This window comes from Streptomyces sp. NPDC096013 (assembly GCF_044763565.1).
GTDB lineage: Bacteria > Actinomycetota > Actinomycetes > Streptomycetales > Streptomycetaceae > Streptomyces.
The window spans coordinates 33,999-51,988 of record NZ_JBIWGK010000017.1 but is presented as its reverse complement, the minus strand read 5'-3'; the positions used below and the strand labels follow the sequence as shown (position 1 = coordinate 51,988).

The window sequence follows — 17,990 nt, the reverse complement described above, 5'->3', positions numbered from 1 at the left end:
CGTCCCTTCGGGTGCGTTTCCGATCAGACGGACACGCCAGACTCTGCACTCTCCCGTTTTGCCATGACCATGACTTTACCAACTCGTCATGTGCTACTTGGCAGTTGACTCCTGGTCACCGGACTCGGCCTCGGGAGTCTCCGCCTTCGGGGCCACCCTCTTCGGAGCCTCCGCCTCGGGGGTCCCGGCCTCGGAAACCGCTGCCTCGGGAGCCGTCGCCTCCGGGGCTTCCGCCTCGGGAGTCACCGTCTCCGGGGCTTCCGCTTCGGGAGCCGTCGCCTTCGGAGCCTCCACGTCCGGAGCCACCGTCTTCGGAGCTTCCGCCTCGGGAGCCGTCGCCTCCGGGGCCTCCGCCTCAGGAGCCGTCGCCTCCGGGGCCTCCGCCTCGGGGGCCACCGACTTCGGAGCCTCCGTCTCGGGAGCCGTCGCCTTCGGAGCCACGGCCTCGGGGGCCTCCGCCTCCGGAGCCACCGTCTCCGGTGTCTCCGCCGGCTTCTCCAGGACCGCCGCGCCCACCAGCTCCACCGCTTCCTTCGCGGCGCTCAGCAGGACGGTGTCCTGCGGGGCCTGGTCCGCGAAGTTCTCCGGGTGGTGGCAGGCGACCTGCTGGCCGGGCCGCAGCTCGATCAGCTGGGGCTCCTTCGTCCGGCAGATCTCCGTCGCCTTCCAGCAGCGGGTGTGGAAACGGCAGCCGCTGGGCGGCGAGATCGGCGAGGGAACGTCGCCCTTGAGCAGGATGCGCTCGCTCTTGGCGCCCCGGCGCTTGGGGTCCGGCACCGGCACGGCCGACATCAGGGCCTTGGTGTACGGGTGCATCGGCGCCTCGTACAGCGAGGTGCGGTCGGCGAGTTCGACGATCTTGCCGAGGTACATCACCGCGATGCGGTCCGAGACGTGCCGGACCACGGAGAGGTCGTGCGCGATGATCACGTACGTCAGGCCGAGCTCCGACTGGAGGTCGTCCATGAGGTTGACGACCTGCGCCTGGATCGACACGTCGAGCGCCGAGACCGGCTCGTCCGCCACCACGAGCTTGGGCTTGAGCGCGAGCGCGCGGGCGATGCCGATGCGCTGGCGCTGGCCGCCGGAGAACTCGTGCGGGTAGCGGTTGAAGTGCTCGGGGCTCAGGCCCACCAGCTCCAGGAGGCGCTGGACCTCCTTCTTCACCCCGCCCTCGGGCTCCACGTCCTGGAGCCGGAACGGCGCCGAGACGATCGAGCCGATGGTGTGCCGGGGGTTCAGGGAGCCGTACGGGTCCTGGAAGATCATCTGGATGTCCCGCCGCAGCGGACGCATCCCGGCCGAGTTCAGGGTCGTGATGTCCTGGCCCTCGAAGTGGATCGAGCCGCCCGTCGGGTCCTGGAGCCGGGTGATGACCCGGCCCATGGTCGACTTGCCGCAGCCCGACTCACCGACGACGCCCAAGGTCTCGCCCTTGCGCACCTCGAAGTCGATGCCGTCGACGGCCTTCACCGCGGCAACCTGGCGTTGCAGGATCCCCTTCTTGATGGGGAAGTGCTTCTTCAGTCCCTCGACCTTGAGCAGCACCTCGCGGTCCTCCGGGGAGGCCGCCTGCCCGGGCACGGCCGCGGTCTGCTTCTTCGTATCGCTCACAGCTTCGGCGCAATCTCTTCGGTCCAGATCCGCGTACGGTCCTCGGCCGGGAGGTGACAGGCGGACCAGTGCCCGCCGGCGACCTGCGCCAGCTCGGGACGCACGGTTCGCGTGACATCGCCCTTGGGGATGTCCGCGTACGGGCAGCGCGGGTGGAAGGCGCAGCCCGAAGGGACGTTGATGAGGCTCGGCGGCTGGCCCTTGACCGGGATGAGCCGCTCCGAGGTCTCCCGGTCGATGCGCGGCATCGAACCCAACAGGCCCCAGGTGTACGGGTGTTGCGGCTTCTCGAAGATCTCGTCGACGGGACCGCGCTCCACGCACCGGCCGCCGTACATGACCAGGACGTCGTCGGCGATCTCGGCGACGACACCGAGGTCGTGCGTGATCAGGACGACCGCGGAGCCGAACTCCTTCTGCAGATCCCGGATGAGGTCGAGGATCTGCGCCTGGACGGTGACGTCCAGGGCGGTCGTCGGCTCGTCCGCGATGAGCAGTTCGGGGTTGTTGACCAGGGCCATCGCGATCATGGCGCGCTGGCGCATACCGCCGGAGAACTCGTGCGGGTAGCCGTCGACACGCTTGGCGGGTTCGGGGATGCCGACCCGGTCGAGCATCTCGATGGCGCGCGTGCGGGCGGCCTTCTTGCTGACGTCGTGGTGGACCCGGTACGCCTCGACGATCTGGTCGCCGATCTTGTAGTACGGGTGCATCGCGGACAGCGGGTCCTGGAAGATCATGGACATCTGCTTGCCGCGGAGCTTGCGCACCTCGTCCGGCTGCGCCTCGACCAGTTCCTGGCCGTCGAGCCAGATCTCGCCGGACATCTGCACGTTCTTGCCGCGCGGGCCGAGCCGGTGCAGGCCCATGATCGCCAGCGAGGTGACGGACTTGCCGGAGCCCGACTCGCCCACGATGGAGAGGGTCTTGCCCTTCTCCAGCGTGAAGCTGAGCCCGTCGACGGACTTGACCAGGCCGTCGTCGGTCGGGAAGTGCACCTTGAGGTCGCGGACGTCGAGGAACGCGTTGGGGGCGCTCTTGGCCGAGTCGACGGGTTCGCCGACCGCGGCGCCAGTCTTGGAAAGGTCGGTCACGAGAGCCTCACCCGCGGGTCGGCGGCGGCGTACAGAAGGTCCACCAGGAGATTTGCGATCACTACGAAGAACGCTGCGAGCAGGGTCACGCCGAGGATCGGGGGCAGGTCGTTGCTCTCGATCGACTGCACCGCGTACTGCCCGATGCCGTGCAGGGAGAACACCGACTCGGTGATCAGAGCGCCGCCGAGCAGCAGACCGAGGTCCATGCCGAAGACGGTGATGATCGGCGTCAGGGCGGCCCGCAGACCGTGCTTGACGACGACGTTGCGTTCCCGCAGGCCCTTGGCGCGGGCCGTGCGGATGAAGTCCTCGTTCATCGTCTCCAGCATGCCCGAGCGGGTAAGCCGCGCGTAGATGGCGGAGTACAGGAGCGCGAGCGAACACCACGCCGGGAAGAGGGTGTTGGCCCACTGCGCCGGGTTCTCGGTGAACGGGACGTAGGTGCGGCCGAAGATCGGCCACTGGTAGGTGAAGAGCAGGATGGCCAGGTTGCCCGTGAAGAACATGGGCAGCGAGACACCCGCGAGCGCCACACCCATGAAGGCGCGGTCGAAGAACGACCGCGGCTTGAGCGCGGAGATCACACCGACCGTGACACCGGACAGCAGCCAGAGCACGGCGGCGCCGGCGGCCAGCGAGATGGTGACCGGAAGGCGGGAGGTGAGCTGCGGCCAGACCTCGACGTGGTCCTTGAAGGAGTAGCCGAAGCAGGGCGCGTTGCAGTGCACCGTGGTGGGGCCGAGGTTGTAGGTGGCGCCCGCCACGATCCCCTTGATGAAGTGCCAGTACTGCTGGTAAAGGGGCTGGTCCAGACCGAGGTTGTGCTTGACGGCGGCGATGTCCGCCGCCGACGGGCTCTTCCCGATGTACTGCTGGGCCAGTTGGTCCGCGGTCTGGCCGGCGAGCCGTGGCAGCAGGAAGAAGATGCCGAAGGTGACCGCGGAGACGACCAGCAGCAGGATCACCGCTGCGACCGTCCGACGGAGAATGTACGAGATCACGGGGATCGGCGCTGGTGCCCGCGGGCCGTCAAGCCCGCGGGCACCAATGCCTTCACCTGCCTTCCGGGGCTACGACTACTTCGTGGTGCCGATGTTGAGGTAGTCGTACTGGCCGCTGAAGGCCGCCGTCGACACCAGGTTGCTGTAGTTCGCCGGACGGGCGAGCAGGACCTTGAAGTAGGTCAGCGGAACGAGGGCCGCGTCGCTCATGGTCTGCTTGTCGATCTGGGCGTACATGCTGTTGCGGGTGGACACGTCCTCCGTGCCGATGGCCTTGGCGAGGAGGTTGTTGACCGTCTTGTTGTTGTACTGCGACAGGTTGGTGTTACCCGAGGCACCGATCGCCTCACCGTTCAGGATCTGCTGCTCGAAGCCGTAGCCGGAGGGCCAGTCGGCACCCCACTGCATCATGATCAGGCCGATGTTCTGCTGCTCGGTGAACTTCGGGACACCCGCGTAGTCGGTGAAGTACTTGCCCGACGGGTACTGCTTCAGGCTGGCGTTGATGCCGACGGCCTTCAGCGAGTTGATGATCGCGGTGGCCGCGGAGATCTCCTGCGGACGGTCGCTGCGGGCCGACAGGTTCGTCGAGATCGACGTCTTGCCACAGGCCTTCAGGGCGTCCTTGGCCTTGGTGACGTCACCCTTGTTGCCGGTGGTGGCGTACTGGTCGTCCTTCTGGTAGCCGGTGATGTCTGGCGGCAGGACGGTGGAGGCGATCTCGCCGCGGATCGGGCCGCCCTCGGCGGTCTGCACCGAGACCTTGTCGATGGCGTACTCGACGGCCTTGCGGCACTGGATGTTGTCGAACGGCTTCACCTTGGTGTTGATCGCCATGTAGACGAGACGGCCACCGAAGGTGTTGTCCGTGCCGGCCTTCTTGTCGGCCGAGGTGAGCAGCTGCGCCTGGGTCGCGGCCTGGACACCCGTACCGCCCATGTCGATCGCGTTGCCCGCGAGGACATCCTTGTCGATCGTGTCGGCGTTGACCTTCAGGTTCACGACGATCTTGTCCGGGTACTGCTTGCGCAGCGGGTCCGACGCCGCGTTCCAGTTCTTGTTGCGCACGAGGACGGCCTGCTTGCCGTCCTGGTAGCTCTGGAACTGGTACGAGCCGGAGGACACGATGTTCTTGACGTAGTCGACGCCGGTGTCCTTCGCCTGCGGCACCGGAGCCGTCTGCGGCGCCGCGACCAGGTAGTCGAACTCCTGGAAGGCCGTGTTCAGGTGGAAGACGATCGTGGTGTCGTCCGGGGTCGCGATGGACTTGAGGCCTTCGGCGCTCTTGTCCTTGTACGGACCCTTGTAGTCCTTGCCGCCGACCAGGAACTGCTGGAAGTAGTTCGGGCCGAGGGAGAGCACGTCACGCGCGAAGTTCGAACGCTCCACGGCGTACTTGACGTCCTTGGACGTGATCGCCGAGCCGTCCTGGTACTTCAGGCCCGAACGCAGCTTGTACGTCCAGGTCTTGCCGCCGTCGCTGGAGACACCCTTGCTCGCGGCGAGGTCCGGGACCAGGGTGTTGCCCTTGGAACCGGGGCCGGGCTCGAACGTCATCAGCGGACGGGCGTACAGCCGGCTGAAGTTGTACATGTAGGCGTAGTACGTGTTGCCCGGGTCGAACGAGTCCGGAACGTCGGACAGTTCGTAGGTGACCGTCCCGCCCTTGTGGGTAGAGGCGTTGACGACGTCCTTGGTCGCTGCGTTGGCCCCAGCCGCCTTCGTCCCACCGTTGTCACTCTTACTGTCATCGGCCTTGCTGCAACCTGCCACGAGCAGTGTCGCAGAGCCGATGGCCGCAACTGCGGCCAGCGCTGACCTTCGCATGATGGTCTGCTTCCTCCATTGTCGGAAACTTGATGAACTCTCGGGTGCGGGCCCTAGCGGCTGCGGGGGTCGAGAGCGTCGCGGAGACCGTCGCCCAGCAGGTTGAACGCCAGGACGGTCACGAAGATGGCGAGGCCGGGAACGATCATGTACGCGGGGTCGACCTCGTAGTAGGTGACCGCGTCCCGCAACATGCCGCCCCAGGAAGCCTGCGGGGGCTGGATACCGACCCCGAGGAAGCTGAGGGACGCCTCGAAGAGGATGTTCGTCGGAATGAGCAGCGTCGAGTAGACGATGATCGGGCCGACCAGGTTGGGCAGCAGCTCCCGGAAGAGGATGTACGGCGCCTTGGCGCCCATCCCCCGGGAGGCGTCCACGAACTCCCGCTCGCGCAGGGCGAGGGTCTGGCCGCGGACGATCCGGCCCAGGTAGGGCCAGTTGAAGAAGCCGATGACGAAGATCAGCACGCACAGGTGCAGCGGCAGGCCGTTGAGGCCGAAGGCGCCGCCCTGAAGGGTCGCCGAGATGGCGATGGCGAAGAGCAGGAGGGGGAAGGCGAGGAAGGTGTCCATCAGCCGGCTGATGATCGAGTCGACCCGGCCGCCGTAGTAGCCCGCGACGACGCCGAGGATGGTGCCGATCACGTTCGACAGGATCGTGGCGCCGAAGGCGACGACCAGGGAGACCCAGGAGCCTTCGAGGATGCGGGTGGCCACGTCACGGCCGAACTGCGGGTCCACGCCGAGCGGGTGGTCCCAGCTCATGCCGCCCCAACCGCCCGTGGGCAGTGAGGTGTTGGCGTCGATCAGGTTCTGGTGGAAGGCGTCCGGGTCCAGGCCGAACAGCGCCTGGATGGGACGGGAGAGAGCCGCGACCAGGATCAGCAGGACGACGATGACGCCGCCGGCGACGGCGACCCTGTCCTTCTTGAAGCGGGTCCAGGCGATCTGTCCAAGGGAACGGCCCTCGATCTGTGCCTTGTCGGCGCCGGCCAGCACAGCCTCCGGCTGCGCCCCGGCTTCCGCCCCCGTGGTCTCGATCGGTGCGGTCACTGTGACCCGACCCCTCTCGCCGGTGGTTACCGGCTTACGCCTGCCGCGGATTAGCGGCTTTGTCGACTTGCAGTGGACACGGGTACCTGGACCCTGTGTCTGAGTCGCGAGTCTTCAGCGTGGCTGCGATCACCCGCCAGGTCTGACGGCGAAAGTATGCGCAACCGTGATGCTTAACTAGGGATTCCGTTATCCGAACAGTGGGTAATGCCCCCCGGACGCCGGGCACTTGGGACACAAGGGAGATTCGGCGTCTTTTGGGGCAACCCACCGCCGTCTACGCGCGAAGAAATGTGTCGTAGACGTAAATCCTGCGGAGAAGCTGAGAAGAGGACTCGCGGGTTCAGTATCCACCACGGACAGGGGGGTATCCGTACCCGCCCGCCTGAGCGGGCGCCGCATGGGCCTCACGGTCGTAGAACGGGCGGGAGTTGGCGCGCAGCCACAGCGCCACCGGGTCGTACTCGTCGGACATCGCGACGGTCGACACCGGCAGCCCCTCGGGGACCGCGCCGATCGACTGCTGCATCATGCCGCGCACCGAGTCCACGGCGGGCGGGCTGGTGTCGTAGACGTCCAGACCGATCGCGAGATACGGCGCTCCGAGCGCGGGCTGCACCCAGGCGCGGCGCAGCGCCCTGACCGCCGGGGTGCGGTGGGCGTTCTGCGTGAGCAGGGCGTAGAACTGGGGGATCTCGATGCTCGGCTCCGACAGGCGCAGGGGGCCCGCCGGCTGGCGTTCCAGGCCGGTGGCGATTCTGCGGAGGTCGAGCCAGGGGATGCCGACGCCGCCGCCGGGGGCGTGCGGGTTGAGCCAGAGGCCGAAGTGGTCGGGGTACAGGGTGCGGGCCACGTCCAGGCCGTCGACCACCTCGTACGAGCGGTTCCAGCCACTCGCGGAGAGTTCCTGGGCCGAGGTGACGCATGGGGCGTAGCCGTGGCCGTCCACCTGCATGTTTCCGTACTGGGCGTCCGGGGAGCCGGACTGGCCGTGCCACAGCAGCATCCAGATCTGACCGGAGTGGGGGGTCGCGAGGGCGCGCAGGAGCGCCTCGTAGGCGTCGTAGCGCCCGGGGGTCACCTGGCGCAGCATGTGCTCGACCTGGCCGGTCGCGGTGCCGCTGGCGCTCACGTGTACCGCCCCTTCTGGTAGTTGGCCTGCGTTGGGAAACAGCTTAAGCGCCCAGGGGGTGCGGGCCCGTGGTGCGTTCGCGAGTGGCGGTCGAGTGCGGCTGGTGGCGACCGCGCGGCGGAGCCGCACATCGGCACAGCCCCGCACCCCGGGCCGGCCGCCCTCGCGGAGATCGCTAGTGACCCTGTGTATAGAAGGGACGCACGGTCTGCCTCATCCAGTCGGCCACCGGGTCCTGCGTGACGTCCAGGAGCACCAGGTTGACCTGCCACTGAACCGTCACCCGGCCCAGCGCTTTCGCCAGGGCCTCCATCGGGGCCGCTCTCAAGTCGCCGTCCCAGTTGGTGAGTTCCACGCCCACGAACATGACAGGCTCGGACGTCTCGATCGCGGCGAGGCAGCGCCGGGCCGTGGCGACGACGCCGATGGCGGCGAACTCGGCGGAGGCCGCGGCGAGGAAGTCGACCGGGTCGTCCTGCCAGTCGGGTTCGAAGAGGCGGACACGGCCGCCGCTCGTGGGGCCGTCCAGGGCGGTGCGGCCGAAGCGGCACAGCTCGGCCACCGCGAGCGGCGGGAGCGGGACACCGACCGTGCCGCCGGGGTTCACCGCGATGCCGACCTGCGGGGGCAGGCCGCGGGCGAACTCCACCGCCGGCGCGATGGTGAAGGACAGATGCGAGCCGACGACCTGGCGGAACTGCTCCTCGGAGCTGAAGACCGGGACGTATGCCTGCCCCTCGATGTCGAGTGTGGGCAGGTCCAGGGGACCGCTCTGCGGGCCGCCGCCGCTGGGGAGCGGGACCCAGACGAAGCTGCGGCCGAGCACCTCGACGATCCGGCCGCCCGCCGAGGGCATGCCGAGGGACACCGAGAGCACCTCCTCCAGCTCGTTGCCCGGCCATCCGCCGTGCGGATGCGGGTGGGGGTACGCCTGTCCGGGGAAGTCCGCCGGGAAGTCCATCTACCTACCGCCTGCTGGTGAAACCGCCTGCTGTAACCCTGCTGTGGCTGAAAAGGCTAGCGGCTCAGTCCGCGAAGTCGATCCGGCGCAGCACGTCCGCCGCGTCCCGGTCCAGGAGGACCGCCGAGCCCACGCCGTGCGGCAGTTCGCCGCGCTCCACCGACCGCAACAGCCGGGCGGCGGCCCGGCGGTGGCGCAGGAACGCGTAGCGCGAGACTCCGCGCCCTCGCGCGCGCTGGCCGTCGAGCGCGGTGTCCGGGGTGACGTCGAGGAACACCAGGTGCAGGGTGCCGCCCCGGCGCCCGGCGGCGCGGGCCAGCCAGCCGCGCACCCAGCTCTGCGTGCCGCAGTCGTGCACGACGGCTCCGGACGCGGAGCGCAGCACGCGGTGCAGTCCGGCGTAGTGGGCGAGGCGGACCAACGGGCGGTACACCGCGTACGGGAGGAGGCCGGCCGTGCGGGTGTCCCAGCGGTCGCGGGTGTCCTGGCTGTCGACGCGGACCCCGTCGGCCGTCACCGCGCGCCGCATCAGCGTGGACTTGCCGCTGCCCGGCAGGCCGGTGACCACGACGAGGTCGCGGGTGCCGAAGCGGAGTCCGTGCGGGCTGCGCCCGGCGCGCTCGCGGAGGTCGCGGACGACCGGTGCCGGGCGGGCCCGGCATGCCTCTCCTGCGGGGGCGGAAGGCTGCTTGGGCAGCGCTACGGCCGAGGTCGTGGCGTACACCGTGGTCCTTGTCACCGTGATCGTCCTCCCTGCGGGGTCAGGAAAGGTTCTCCCCACTGAACGTAAAGAGAAGGTAATGCACGGTGTCTCGCGGTTGGGTGCGCGTCCGGCCACAGGCCTGTTACAAAGCCTGTGCGATGATGTGCCCGCCTAACTGCATACCGGCCGCTTGAATCCGCGCGGGAGAGTCCCCAGGCAACTGTTGCCGGGGCGCCGAAGGAGCAAGTCCCTCCCTTGAATCTCTCAGGCCCCGTTACCGCGCGGGCGAGGCACATCTGAAAAGCGGACCGCCGTTCCCGGTGGTCCCACCCAAGGTGCAACCCGTGACCGAAGCGGTCATGGCGAACCTCTCAGGTCCCGATGACAGATGGGGAGGAACGACCTCGCCGTCATGCCCTGGGAGACCGACCGATGAGCAGTACCGCCACCCCTGAGAAGCGCCGCACCGCGCTCGACGCGCTGCACCGCTCGCTCGGTGCGACGATGACCGACTTCGCCGGCTGGGACATGCCGCTGCGCTACGGCTCGGAGCGCGACGAGCACCTCGCCGTCCGCACGAAGGCCGGCCTCTTCGACCTCTCCCACATGGGCGAGATCACCGTCACCGGACCGCAGGCCGCCCAGCTCCTCGACTACGCCCTCGTCGGCAACATCGCCTCCGTGGGCCCCGGCCGCGCCCGCTACACCATGATCTGCCGCGCCGACGGCGGCATCCTGGACGACCTGATCGTCTACCGGCTGGCGGACACCGAGGACGCGTCCTCGCAGTACATGGTCGTCGCCAACGCCTCCAACGCCCAGGTGGTGCTGGACGCGCTCACCGAGCGGGCCGCGGGCTTCGACGCGGTCGTACGCGACGACCGTGACGCGTACGCGCTGCTCGCCGTGCAGGGTCCCGAGTCCTCCGGCATCCTCGCGTCGCTGACCGACGCCGACCTCGACGGCCTGAAGTACTACGCCGGTCTGCCCGGCACGGTCGCGGGCGTCCCCGCGCTGATCGCCCGCACCGGCTACACCGGCGAGGACGGCTTCGAGCTGTTCGTCTCCCCCGCCGACGCGGAGAAGCTGTGGCTCGCGCTGACCGGGGCCGGGGCGGGGGCCGGGCTGATCCCGTGCGGCCTGTCCTGCCGCGACACCCTGCGCCTCGAGGCCGGGATGCCGCTGTACGGCCACGAGCTGTCGACGTCCCTCACGCCGTTCGACGCCGGGCTCGGCCGGGTCGTGAAGTTCGAGAAGGACGGCGACTTCGTCGGGCGTACGGCCCTGGAGGCCGCCGCCGAGCGCGCCGCCTCGCAGCCCCCGCGTGTCCTCGTCGGACTCGTCGCCGAGGGCCGCCGGGTCCCGCGCGCCGGCTACCCGGTCGTCGCCGACGGCCAGGTCATCGGCGAGGTCACCTCCGGCGCCCCCTCCCCCACCCTGGGCAAGCCGATCGCCATGGCCTACGTCGACGCGGCGCACGCGGCGCCGGGCACGGCCGGTGTCGGCGTGGACATCCGGGGCAGTCACGAGCCGTACGAAGTCGTGGCGCTGCCGTTCTACAAGCGCGAGAAGTGACAGTCGTCGTAGCGTCTCGTGTGTGACCTGGGGCGGATCGCCCCTGTCCGCCGTTGCCCCTCGTAGTCCCCCATTCACCAGCACTCCCCCGCGTACAGGAGAATTCAGGCCATGAGCAACCCCCAGCAGCTGCGCTACAGCAAGGAGCACGAGTGGCTGTCGGTCGCCGAGGACGGCGTCTCGACGGTAGGCATCACCGAGTACGCGGCCAACGCGCTCGGCGATGTCGTCTACGCCCAGCTCCCCGACGTCGGCTCCACGGTGACCGCGGGCGAGTCCTGCGGTGAGCTGGAGTCGACGAAGTCGGTGTCCGACCTGTACTCGCCCGTCGGCGGCGAGGTCACCGAGATCAACGAGGATGTCGTGAACGACCCGTCGCTGGTGAACTCGGCCCCCTTCGAGGGCGGCTGGCTGTTCAAGGTGCGCGTCACGGAGGAGCCGGGCGACCTGCTCTCAGCCGACGAGTACACCGCGTTTTCCGCCGGCTGAGGAGTCGTAGAAACATGTCCGTCCTGAACACGCCCCTGCACGAGCTCGACCCGGACATCGCCGCCGCCGTCGACGCGGAGCTGCGTCGGCAGCAGTCCACGCTGGAGATGATCGCCTCGGAGAACTTCGCTCCGGTCGCGGTCATGGAGGCGCAGGGCTCGGTCCTCACCAACAAGTACGCGGAGGGCTACCCGGGCCGTCGTTACTACGGCGGCTGCGAGCACGTCGACGTGGCCGAGCAGATCGCGATCGACCGGGTCAAGGAGCTGTTCGGCGCCGAGTACGCCAACGTGCAGCCGCACTCGGGCGCCTCCGCCAACCAGGCCGCCCTGTTCGCGCTGGCCCAGCCCGGCGACACCATCCTCGGCCTGGACCTCGCGCACGGCGGTCATCTGACCCACGGGATGCGGCTGAACTTCTCCGGCAAGCAGTTCGACGTCGTCGCCTACCACGTGGACCCGACGACCGGTCTCGTCGACATGGCCGAGCTGGAGAAGCTCGCCAAGGAGCACCGGCCGAAGGTCATCATCGCGGGCTGGTCGGCGTACCCGCGCCAGCTGGACTTCGCCGAGTTCCGCCGGATCGCGGACGAGGTCGAGGCCTTCCTGTGGGTCGACATGGCGCACTTCGCGGGCCTGGTCGCGGCGGGGCTGCACCCGAACCCCGTGCCGTACGCGGACGTCGTCACGTCCACCACCCACAAGACGCTGGGCGGCCCGCGCGGCGGGATCATCCTCGCCAGGCAGTCCTTCGCCAAGAAGCTCAACTCCTCGGTCTTCCCCGGCTTCCAGGGCGGTCCGCTGGAGCATGTGATCGCCGCGAAGGCGGTCTCCTTCAAGGTCGCGGCGGGCGAGGACTTCAAGGAGCGGCAGCGGCGTACCGTGGAGGGGGCGCGGCTGCTGGCCGAGCGCCTGGTGCGGGACGACGTGAAGGCCGTAGGGGTCGACGTGCTGTCCGGTGGTACGGACGTGCACCTGGTCCTGGTCGACCTGCGGAACTCCGAGCTGGACGGCCGGCAGGCCGAGGACCGGCTCCACGAGGTCGGCATCACGGTCAACCGGAACGCCGTCCCGAACGACCCGCGGCCCCCGATGGTCACCTCCGGCCTGCGCATCGGTACGCCGGCGCTGGCGACCCGCGGCTTCAGGGCCGAGGACTTCGCCGAGGTCGCGGACATCATCGCGGAGACGCTGATGGCGCCCGGTCCCTTCGGGGAGGCCGCCGTGGAGGGCCTGAAGGCCCGTGTGACCGCGCTGGCGGAGAAGTACCCGCTGTACCCCGGGCTGTAGCCGCCCGGCGGGGGCACCGGCGCACACTGGGAGGTGCGCGCCGGTGTCCCGCCCACCACCACCCTGTTCGAAGCGCTTCGCGCCCTTTGATCCCGCACCACCCTGCTTGCCCGCGTTCTGAGGAGTCACCGTGGCCATCTCGGTCTTCGACCTGTTCTCGATCGGCATCGGCCCGTCCAGCTCCCACACGGTCGGCCCGATGCGGGCCGCCCGCATGTTCGCGCGCCGTCTGCGCAACGAGGAGCTGCTGGACTCCGTCGCCTCCGTCCGCACCGAGCTGTACGGCTCCCTCGGCGCGACCGGCCACGGCCACGGCACCCCGAAGGCGGTGCTGCTCGGCCTGGAGGGCGAGTCACCGCGCACGGTGGACGTCGAGAAGGCGGACGAACGGGTCGAGCACATCAAGGAGTCGGGCCGCCTCAGCCTCCTCGGCGAGCACGAGATCCCCTTCTCCTACGACGCCGATCTGAAGCTGCACCGCCGAAAAGCGCTGCCCTACCACGCGAACGGCATGACGCTGTGGGCGTACGACGCGGCGGGCACCGAGCTCCTCTCCAAGACGTACTACTCGGTGGGCGGCGGTTTCGTCGTCGACGAGGAGGCGGTCGGCGCCGACCGCATCAAGCTGGACGACACGGTCCTCAAGTACCCGTTCCGTACCGGCGACGAGCTGCTGCGCCTCACGCAGGAGACCGGCCTGTCGATCTCCGCGCTGATGCTGGAGAACGAGCGCGCCTGGCGCACGGAGGAGGAGATCCGGGCCGGGCTGCTGGAGATCTGGGACGTGATGCGGGCGTGCGTCTCGCGGGGCATGTCGCGGGAGGGCATCCTGCCCGGCGGCCTCCGGGTCCGCCGCAGGGCCGCCATGTCGGCACGCCAACTCCGCGCGGAGGGCGACCCGTTGGCCCACGCGATGGAGTGGATCACCCTCTACGCGATGGCCGTGAACGAGGAGAACGCGGCGGGCGGCCGGGTGGTCACCGCCCCCACGAACGGCGCCGCCGGCATCATCCCGGCCGTCCTGCACTACTACATCAACTTCGTGCCCGGCGCCGACGAGGAGGGCGTCGTCCGCTTCATGCTCTCCGCGGGCGCCATCGGCATGCTCTTCAAGGAGAACGCCTCCATCTCCGGCGCGGAGGTCGGCTGCCAGGGCGAGGTCGGCTCCGCCTGCTCGATGGCGGCGGGCGCCCTCGCCGAAGTCCTCGGCGGCTCCCCCGAACAGGTCGAGAACGCCGCCGAGATCGGCATGGAACACAACCTCGGCCTCACCTGCGACCCCGTCGGCGGCCTCGTCCAGATCCCCTGCATCGAACGCAACGGCATGGCCGCGGTCAAGGCGGTGACCGCCGCGCGGATGGCGATGCGGGGGGACGGGTCGCACAAGGTCTCCCTCGACAAGGTCATCAAGACGATGAAGGAGACGGGGGCGGACATGAGCGTGAAGTACAAGGAGACGGCTCGGGGTGGGTTGGCTGTGAACATCATCGAGTGCTGATGCGCCACTACGCGGTGCCCGAGGGGCAGTCGACGGCGACCGGGTAGCGATGGACGGGTGGCAGGCCGGGCAGCAGGCCGGGCCACACCGTGTCGATGACATGCGCGCTCGGCGTGAACAGCGGTTGGGGCAGCGTGGGCAGGTCGGCGACCTCGTGCCACTCCCACCGGTGGACCAACTCCGGCTCGGTGACAGCTGGTTCACCCGAGAAGGCGTCGACTCGCACGGCGCCGGTCAGTCGCGGGATGCCATGGGTGGAGTCCATCAGGAGCGCCAGCAGCCGCGCCCCGCCCGGCTCGGCCCGCAGCCCCGTCTCCTCCGCCAACTCCCGTACGCCCGCCTCGAGAAAGCCCTCACCGGGTTCGTTCTTGCCGCCGGGCAACTCCCACACCCCGCGCACCGACCAGCCCAGCAGGACCCGCCCCGCCGTGTCCGTCACGACGACACCGGCGCCGGTGAGAGCGTGCGGGGTGGGCCGTTTCTTGCCGCCGCAGACGACGGGCCCGGCGACGGGTTCACGCAGGACGACGAACGCGAGCCCGCCCACGTCGTACCGCTCGGCGCTCCCCCACCCCGCGCACAGCACACCCAACTCGTCGTCGTCCAGGGCGATGGAACGCTTGCCGTCCGCCACGCCCTCCGCGACGGGCGTGATCACACAGACGGCCCCGCCCGGCCGCAACCGTTCACGGAGCCGGTTCATCACCCGGGTGCGATCGTGCACGAAGGCCCAGCTGAGCCGGAAGGTGATCAGGTCGTAGGCGGCCGAGAGGACGTCGAGGCTGCCCCGCTCGATGTCGAGCAAGTGGTAGGCCACCGCGCCGGGTTGGGCTTCGGCGCGGGCGAGAGCTGCGGGGGCGAAGTCGACGGCATCGACCACGTACCCCAACTCGGCCAGACGGTGCGCGAGTTCGCCCGTTCCGCAGCCGACGTCCAGGGCGCGTCCACCCCCTTCCGGGACCGGTGCGTGCTCGGCGAGCAGGGCCCGTTCGGTGCCGCTCAGCGGGCTGAAGGTGTTGCCGTCGGCGTAGTGCGCGTCCCATACGTCGGTCACGGTGTCGGTGTGCTCCCTTCGAGGCGCCGGACAGCGGGCGCGGTGCTCAGCGGTCGTCCGACAGGGCCAGCGGCTCCGCGAACAGGCGGCCGCCGTGCGCGAGTTCGTCGTAGGTGCCGTGTTCGGCGATACGGCCGTGGCGCATGACGACGCATCCCCCGCGCCGTGGACAACTGCACCACAACAGGGCCGGCCCCGACCGCGACCTGGCACCCGCTGAGCAACAGCACGGCAGCCCGGTCGATCCCCATGCCATCCGCGCGGAGTGCGGCGCCGGGACGCGCGAGCCGATCCGGGGTCGGGATCAGCGGGCTGCCCCTTCGCTGCGGCTGGACAGCAACTCCCGTGCCTCGTGGCCGTGTTCGGCTTCTCCGGCCAAGTGCGGGGCCGTCAGCAGAACAGGGCGCGTTTCTCCTCCGGGAGGAGGCGGCGGCCGTAGCCGGTGAAGAAGGCGGGATTGCCGACAGCGGGTCCATCCGCCGAGCCGACACCGAGTTCCTCCGCTGAGCCCGCGCCTGATCTCTCCGCCGAGCCCGCCCCTAGTCCCTCCGCCGAGCCTGCACCTGATCCCTCCGCCGAGCCGCCCCGGCCGACCAGCCCCGGGCACGCCGAAACCGCCCCGGTGGCGCGGGGGATGTGGCCACCGGGACGGTGCATCGGGAGGGGACTCGGGTCGCGAGGACGTCTCCAGGGGTGCGGTTCGGGCGGGCGTCGGTGCTAGGCCGGCGCTCCGACCGCGAGGTCCGACGCGTCGTCGGGACGCACCTCGCCGTCCTCGTCGACGTCCGGCGGGATCGTCGACAGGGCCGTGGCGTGCAGGTCCTTCGTGCGCAGCATCGTGAAGCCGATGATCGCGGCGATGAACCCGAGGATCGCGCTGAGGGTCATCGCCCCGTGGAACGCGTTCATGAACGCGTCCTGTCCGGCGGCCAGTACCTTCTCGCGCAGCGGTCCCGCGGCCTGGGCCACGGCGTCGAGGCCACCGGCGCTGATGCCGTGCGAGGCGGTCTCCGCGGCGTCCGCGCCGAGCTGCTTCCCGGCGGCCGAGGAGGTGAAGTCCTGGGTCACGGTGTGCTGGAAGAACGCGCCGATGCCGGCGATGCCGACCGCGATGCCGACCTGCTGGAAGGTCTCGTTGATGCCGGACGCGACACCGGACTTGGCCGGTTCGGTGACCCCGATGGCGAGGGCCGCGCGGGCCGGGTTGAAGGCGCCCATGCCGAGGCCCGCGATGACGAGCGCCGGGATCAGCACGGTCCAGGACGAGTCGGCCTCGGTCAGGCGCAGGCACAGGATGCCGATGGCCATGACCAGGGTCGAACCGCCCAGCAGGAACCGGAACGGCACCTTGCCGATGAGACCGCCGCCGAGCGCGCCGGCGACGAACATCGCACCGGTCAGCGGCAGGAACCGCAGCCCCGTGCCCCACGCGTCGACGTGCAGCATGTTCTCCAGGTAGCTGGTCTCGAAGAACACCGACGGCAGCGCGCCGGCGTTGCCGATCATCGCGACGAGGGAGATGCCGACGAAGGTCGGGTTGCGGAAGAACGCCGGGTCGATCAGGGCGCGTTCACCCAGACGGCGCTCGATGGCGACGAAGACGACCAGGAAGACGACGCTCGCGGCGTAGAGGCCGAGCGTGGTGCCGCTGGTCCAACCCTCCACCGGGCCACGGATGGTGGCGTACACCAGGGCGCCCAGCGCGAGGCTGAACGTGGCGAGACCGGCCCAGTCGGTGGGGTGGGCCTTCTTGTTGAGGGACTCGCGGACCCGCAGCGCGCCGATGAGGATGGCGATCACGCCGACCGGCACGTTGATGTAGAAGATCCAGCGCCAGGACAGGGCGTTGATCAGCGAGCCGCCGATGAGCGGTCCGGTGGCGACGGCGAGACCGACGGCGGCACCGAACGCGGTGAACGCGGTGGCCCGCTCCTTGCCGTGGAACTCATGGCTGAGCATGGCGGGGCCGACCGCGAACATGATGGCGGCGCCGACGCCCTGGATAGCCCGGAACCAGCTCAACTCCCCTGCTCCGTTGGCCAGTCCGCAGGCCAGCGAGGCGACGGTGAAGATGGCGAAGCCGACCTGGAAGACCTTCTTGCGGCCGATCCGGTCGGCGAGCGAGCCCGCCGCGACGAGGAAGATCGCCAGCGTGAGGGCGTAGGCGTCGAACACCCACTGCAGGTCGGCGAAGCTGCTGCCCAGGGACTTGTGGATCTGCGGCAGCGCGATGGAGACCACGCTCAGATCGAGCATCAGCATGAACGAGCCCAACGCGACGATCCCGAGTGTCCACCACCTAGTGGGAGATGGTGCGCGTTCTGCGGACATGCGGGGACCTTCCAATCAACAGGAACTTTGGACCTTGGGATCTCTAGATGATGGAAATCTAGATGATTGGAAAGCCGCGAGTCAATGCCGCATCGCCCCGGCGCGCCGCACGCGATCACCCTGAGTGACGGCCTCCGGGCACGCCAAAGCCCGCGGCGCCGACCGGCACCGCGGGCTTGCCCGAATCCAGGGATGTCCTACGTCAACTCACAGGCGCACCACGTCAACTCGTCGGCGTACCGCGCCAACTCGCATGTGCCACACCTCAACCCGCATGCGCACCAAGTCAACTCACTGCGCACCGCGCCAACTCGCATGAGCAACGCGTCAACTCGCCTGCACACCAAGTCAGTTCACGCCCGCGCTA

14 protein-coding genes and 1 riboswitch are annotated in these 17,990 nt (G+C 69.4%); of the genes, 4 read left to right on the top strand and 10 right to left on the bottom strand.

All coding sequences use genetic code 11. The features are described from left to right. Positions 1 to 93: 93 nt before the first annotated feature. The 8 genes from ACIRB1_RS38495 to ACIRB1_RS38460 all read right to left on the bottom strand — a co-directional run bounded on the left by ACIRB1_RS38495 (position 94) and on the right by ACIRB1_RS38460 (position 9,429). On the bottom strand, positions 94 to 1,614 hold the full coding sequence (locus tag ACIRB1_RS38495; RefSeq protein WP_403468802.1) for a dipeptide ABC transporter ATP-binding protein: 1,521 nt from the start codon (positions 1,612 to 1,614) through the stop codon (positions 94 to 96). Beyond that, entirely contained in the window at positions 1,611 to 2,708 is a 1,098-nt protein-coding gene (locus ACIRB1_RS38490; protein WP_352182379.1) for an ABC transporter ATP-binding protein, read from the bottom strand. Before ACIRB1_RS38490 ends, ACIRB1_RS38495 begins: the two co-directional genes overlap by 4 nt. Beyond that, on the bottom strand, positions 2,705 to 3,712 hold the full coding sequence (locus tag ACIRB1_RS38485) for an ABC transporter permease (RefSeq protein ID WP_352182380.1): 1,008 nt from the start codon (positions 3,710 to 3,712) through the stop codon (positions 2,705 to 2,707). The genes ACIRB1_RS38490 and ACIRB1_RS38485 overlap by 4 nt, the downstream gene beginning before the upstream one ends. 75 nt (positions 3,713 to 3,787) lie before the next feature. Beyond that, positions 3,788 to 5,539 carry an ABC transporter substrate-binding protein gene (locus ACIRB1_RS38480; protein WP_403468801.1) on the bottom strand — a complete coding sequence of 584 codons (1,752 nt, stop codon included), beginning with the start codon at positions 5,537 to 5,539 and terminating at the stop codon, positions 3,788 to 3,790. Between the two features lie 53 nt (positions 5,540 to 5,592). Further along, the gene (locus ACIRB1_RS38475; protein WP_266772784.1) at positions 5,593 to 6,591 is read right to left on the bottom strand and encodes an ABC transporter permease; all 999 of its coding nucleotides are present in this window, start codon (positions 6,589 to 6,591) and stop codon (positions 5,593 to 5,595) included. A 343-nt stretch (positions 6,592 to 6,934) separates the two neighbouring features. After that, the gene (locus ACIRB1_RS38470; RefSeq protein ID WP_403468800.1) at positions 6,935 to 7,723 is read right to left on the bottom strand and encodes an enhanced serine sensitivity protein SseB C-terminal domain-containing protein; all 789 of its coding nucleotides are present in this window, start codon (positions 7,721 to 7,723) and stop codon (positions 6,935 to 6,937) included. 175 nt (positions 7,724 to 7,898) lie between these two features. Further along, a complete protein-coding gene (locus tag ACIRB1_RS38465) occupies positions 7,899 to 8,684 on the bottom strand; it encodes an enhanced serine sensitivity protein SseB (protein ID WP_403468799.1) in 786 nt (261 codons plus the stop codon). A gap of 64 nt (positions 8,685 to 8,748) precedes the next feature. After that, a complete protein-coding gene (locus tag ACIRB1_RS38460) occupies positions 8,749 to 9,429 on the bottom strand; it encodes an AAA family ATPase (RefSeq protein ID WP_403468871.1) in 681 nt (226 codons plus the stop codon). Positions 9,430 to 9,578: 149 nt separating this feature from the next. Further along, positions 9,579 to 9,677, top strand: a riboswitch (glycine riboswitch). Positions 9,678 to 9,819: 142 nt separating this feature from the next. Between ACIRB1_RS38460 and gcvT the strand changes: the two genes are divergently transcribed. The 4 genes from gcvT (at position 9,820) to ACIRB1_RS38440 (ending at position 14,238) form a co-directional block, all read left to right on the top strand. Continuing rightward, positions 9,820 to 10,962, top strand: a complete 1,143-nt coding sequence (gene gcvT, locus ACIRB1_RS38455; RefSeq protein WP_352182384.1) for a glycine cleavage system aminomethyltransferase GcvT — start codon at positions 9,820 to 9,822, stop codon at positions 10,960 to 10,962. 111 nt (positions 10,963 to 11,073) lie between these two features. Next, positions 11,074 to 11,451 (top strand): glycine cleavage system protein GcvH, encoded by a 378-nt coding sequence (gene gcvH / locus ACIRB1_RS38450; protein ID WP_266772778.1) that lies wholly within the window; start codon positions 11,074 to 11,076, stop codon positions 11,449 to 11,451. A gap of 14 nt (positions 11,452 to 11,465) precedes the next feature. Then, positions 11,466 to 12,740 (top strand): serine hydroxymethyltransferase, encoded by a 1,275-nt coding sequence (gene glyA, locus ACIRB1_RS38445; RefSeq protein WP_403468798.1) that lies wholly within the window; start codon positions 11,466 to 11,468, stop codon positions 12,738 to 12,740. A gap of 130 nt (positions 12,741 to 12,870) precedes the next feature. Next, positions 12,871 to 14,238 (top strand): L-serine ammonia-lyase, encoded by a 1,368-nt coding sequence (locus tag ACIRB1_RS38440; RefSeq protein ID WP_352182386.1) that lies wholly within the window; start codon positions 12,871 to 12,873, stop codon positions 14,236 to 14,238. 7 nt (positions 14,239 to 14,245) lie between these two features. Here the strand turns inward: ACIRB1_RS38440 and ACIRB1_RS38435 are convergent, their stop codons facing one another. Together ACIRB1_RS38435 and ACIRB1_RS38430 are read right to left on the bottom strand one after the other, a co-directional pair. After that, positions 14,246 to 15,292: a bifunctional class I SAM-dependent methyltransferase/NUDIX hydrolase gene (locus tag ACIRB1_RS38435; protein WP_403468796.1), complete on the bottom strand. Its 1,047-nt coding sequence runs from the start codon at positions 15,290 to 15,292 to the stop codon at positions 14,246 to 14,248. A 717-nt stretch (positions 15,293 to 16,009) separates the two neighbouring features. Beyond that, positions 16,010 to 17,623 carry an MFS transporter gene (locus ACIRB1_RS38430; protein WP_403468795.1) on the bottom strand — a complete coding sequence of 538 codons (1,614 nt, stop codon included), beginning with the start codon at positions 17,621 to 17,623 and terminating at the stop codon, positions 16,010 to 16,012. Positions 17,624 to 17,990: the final 367 nt, after the last annotated feature.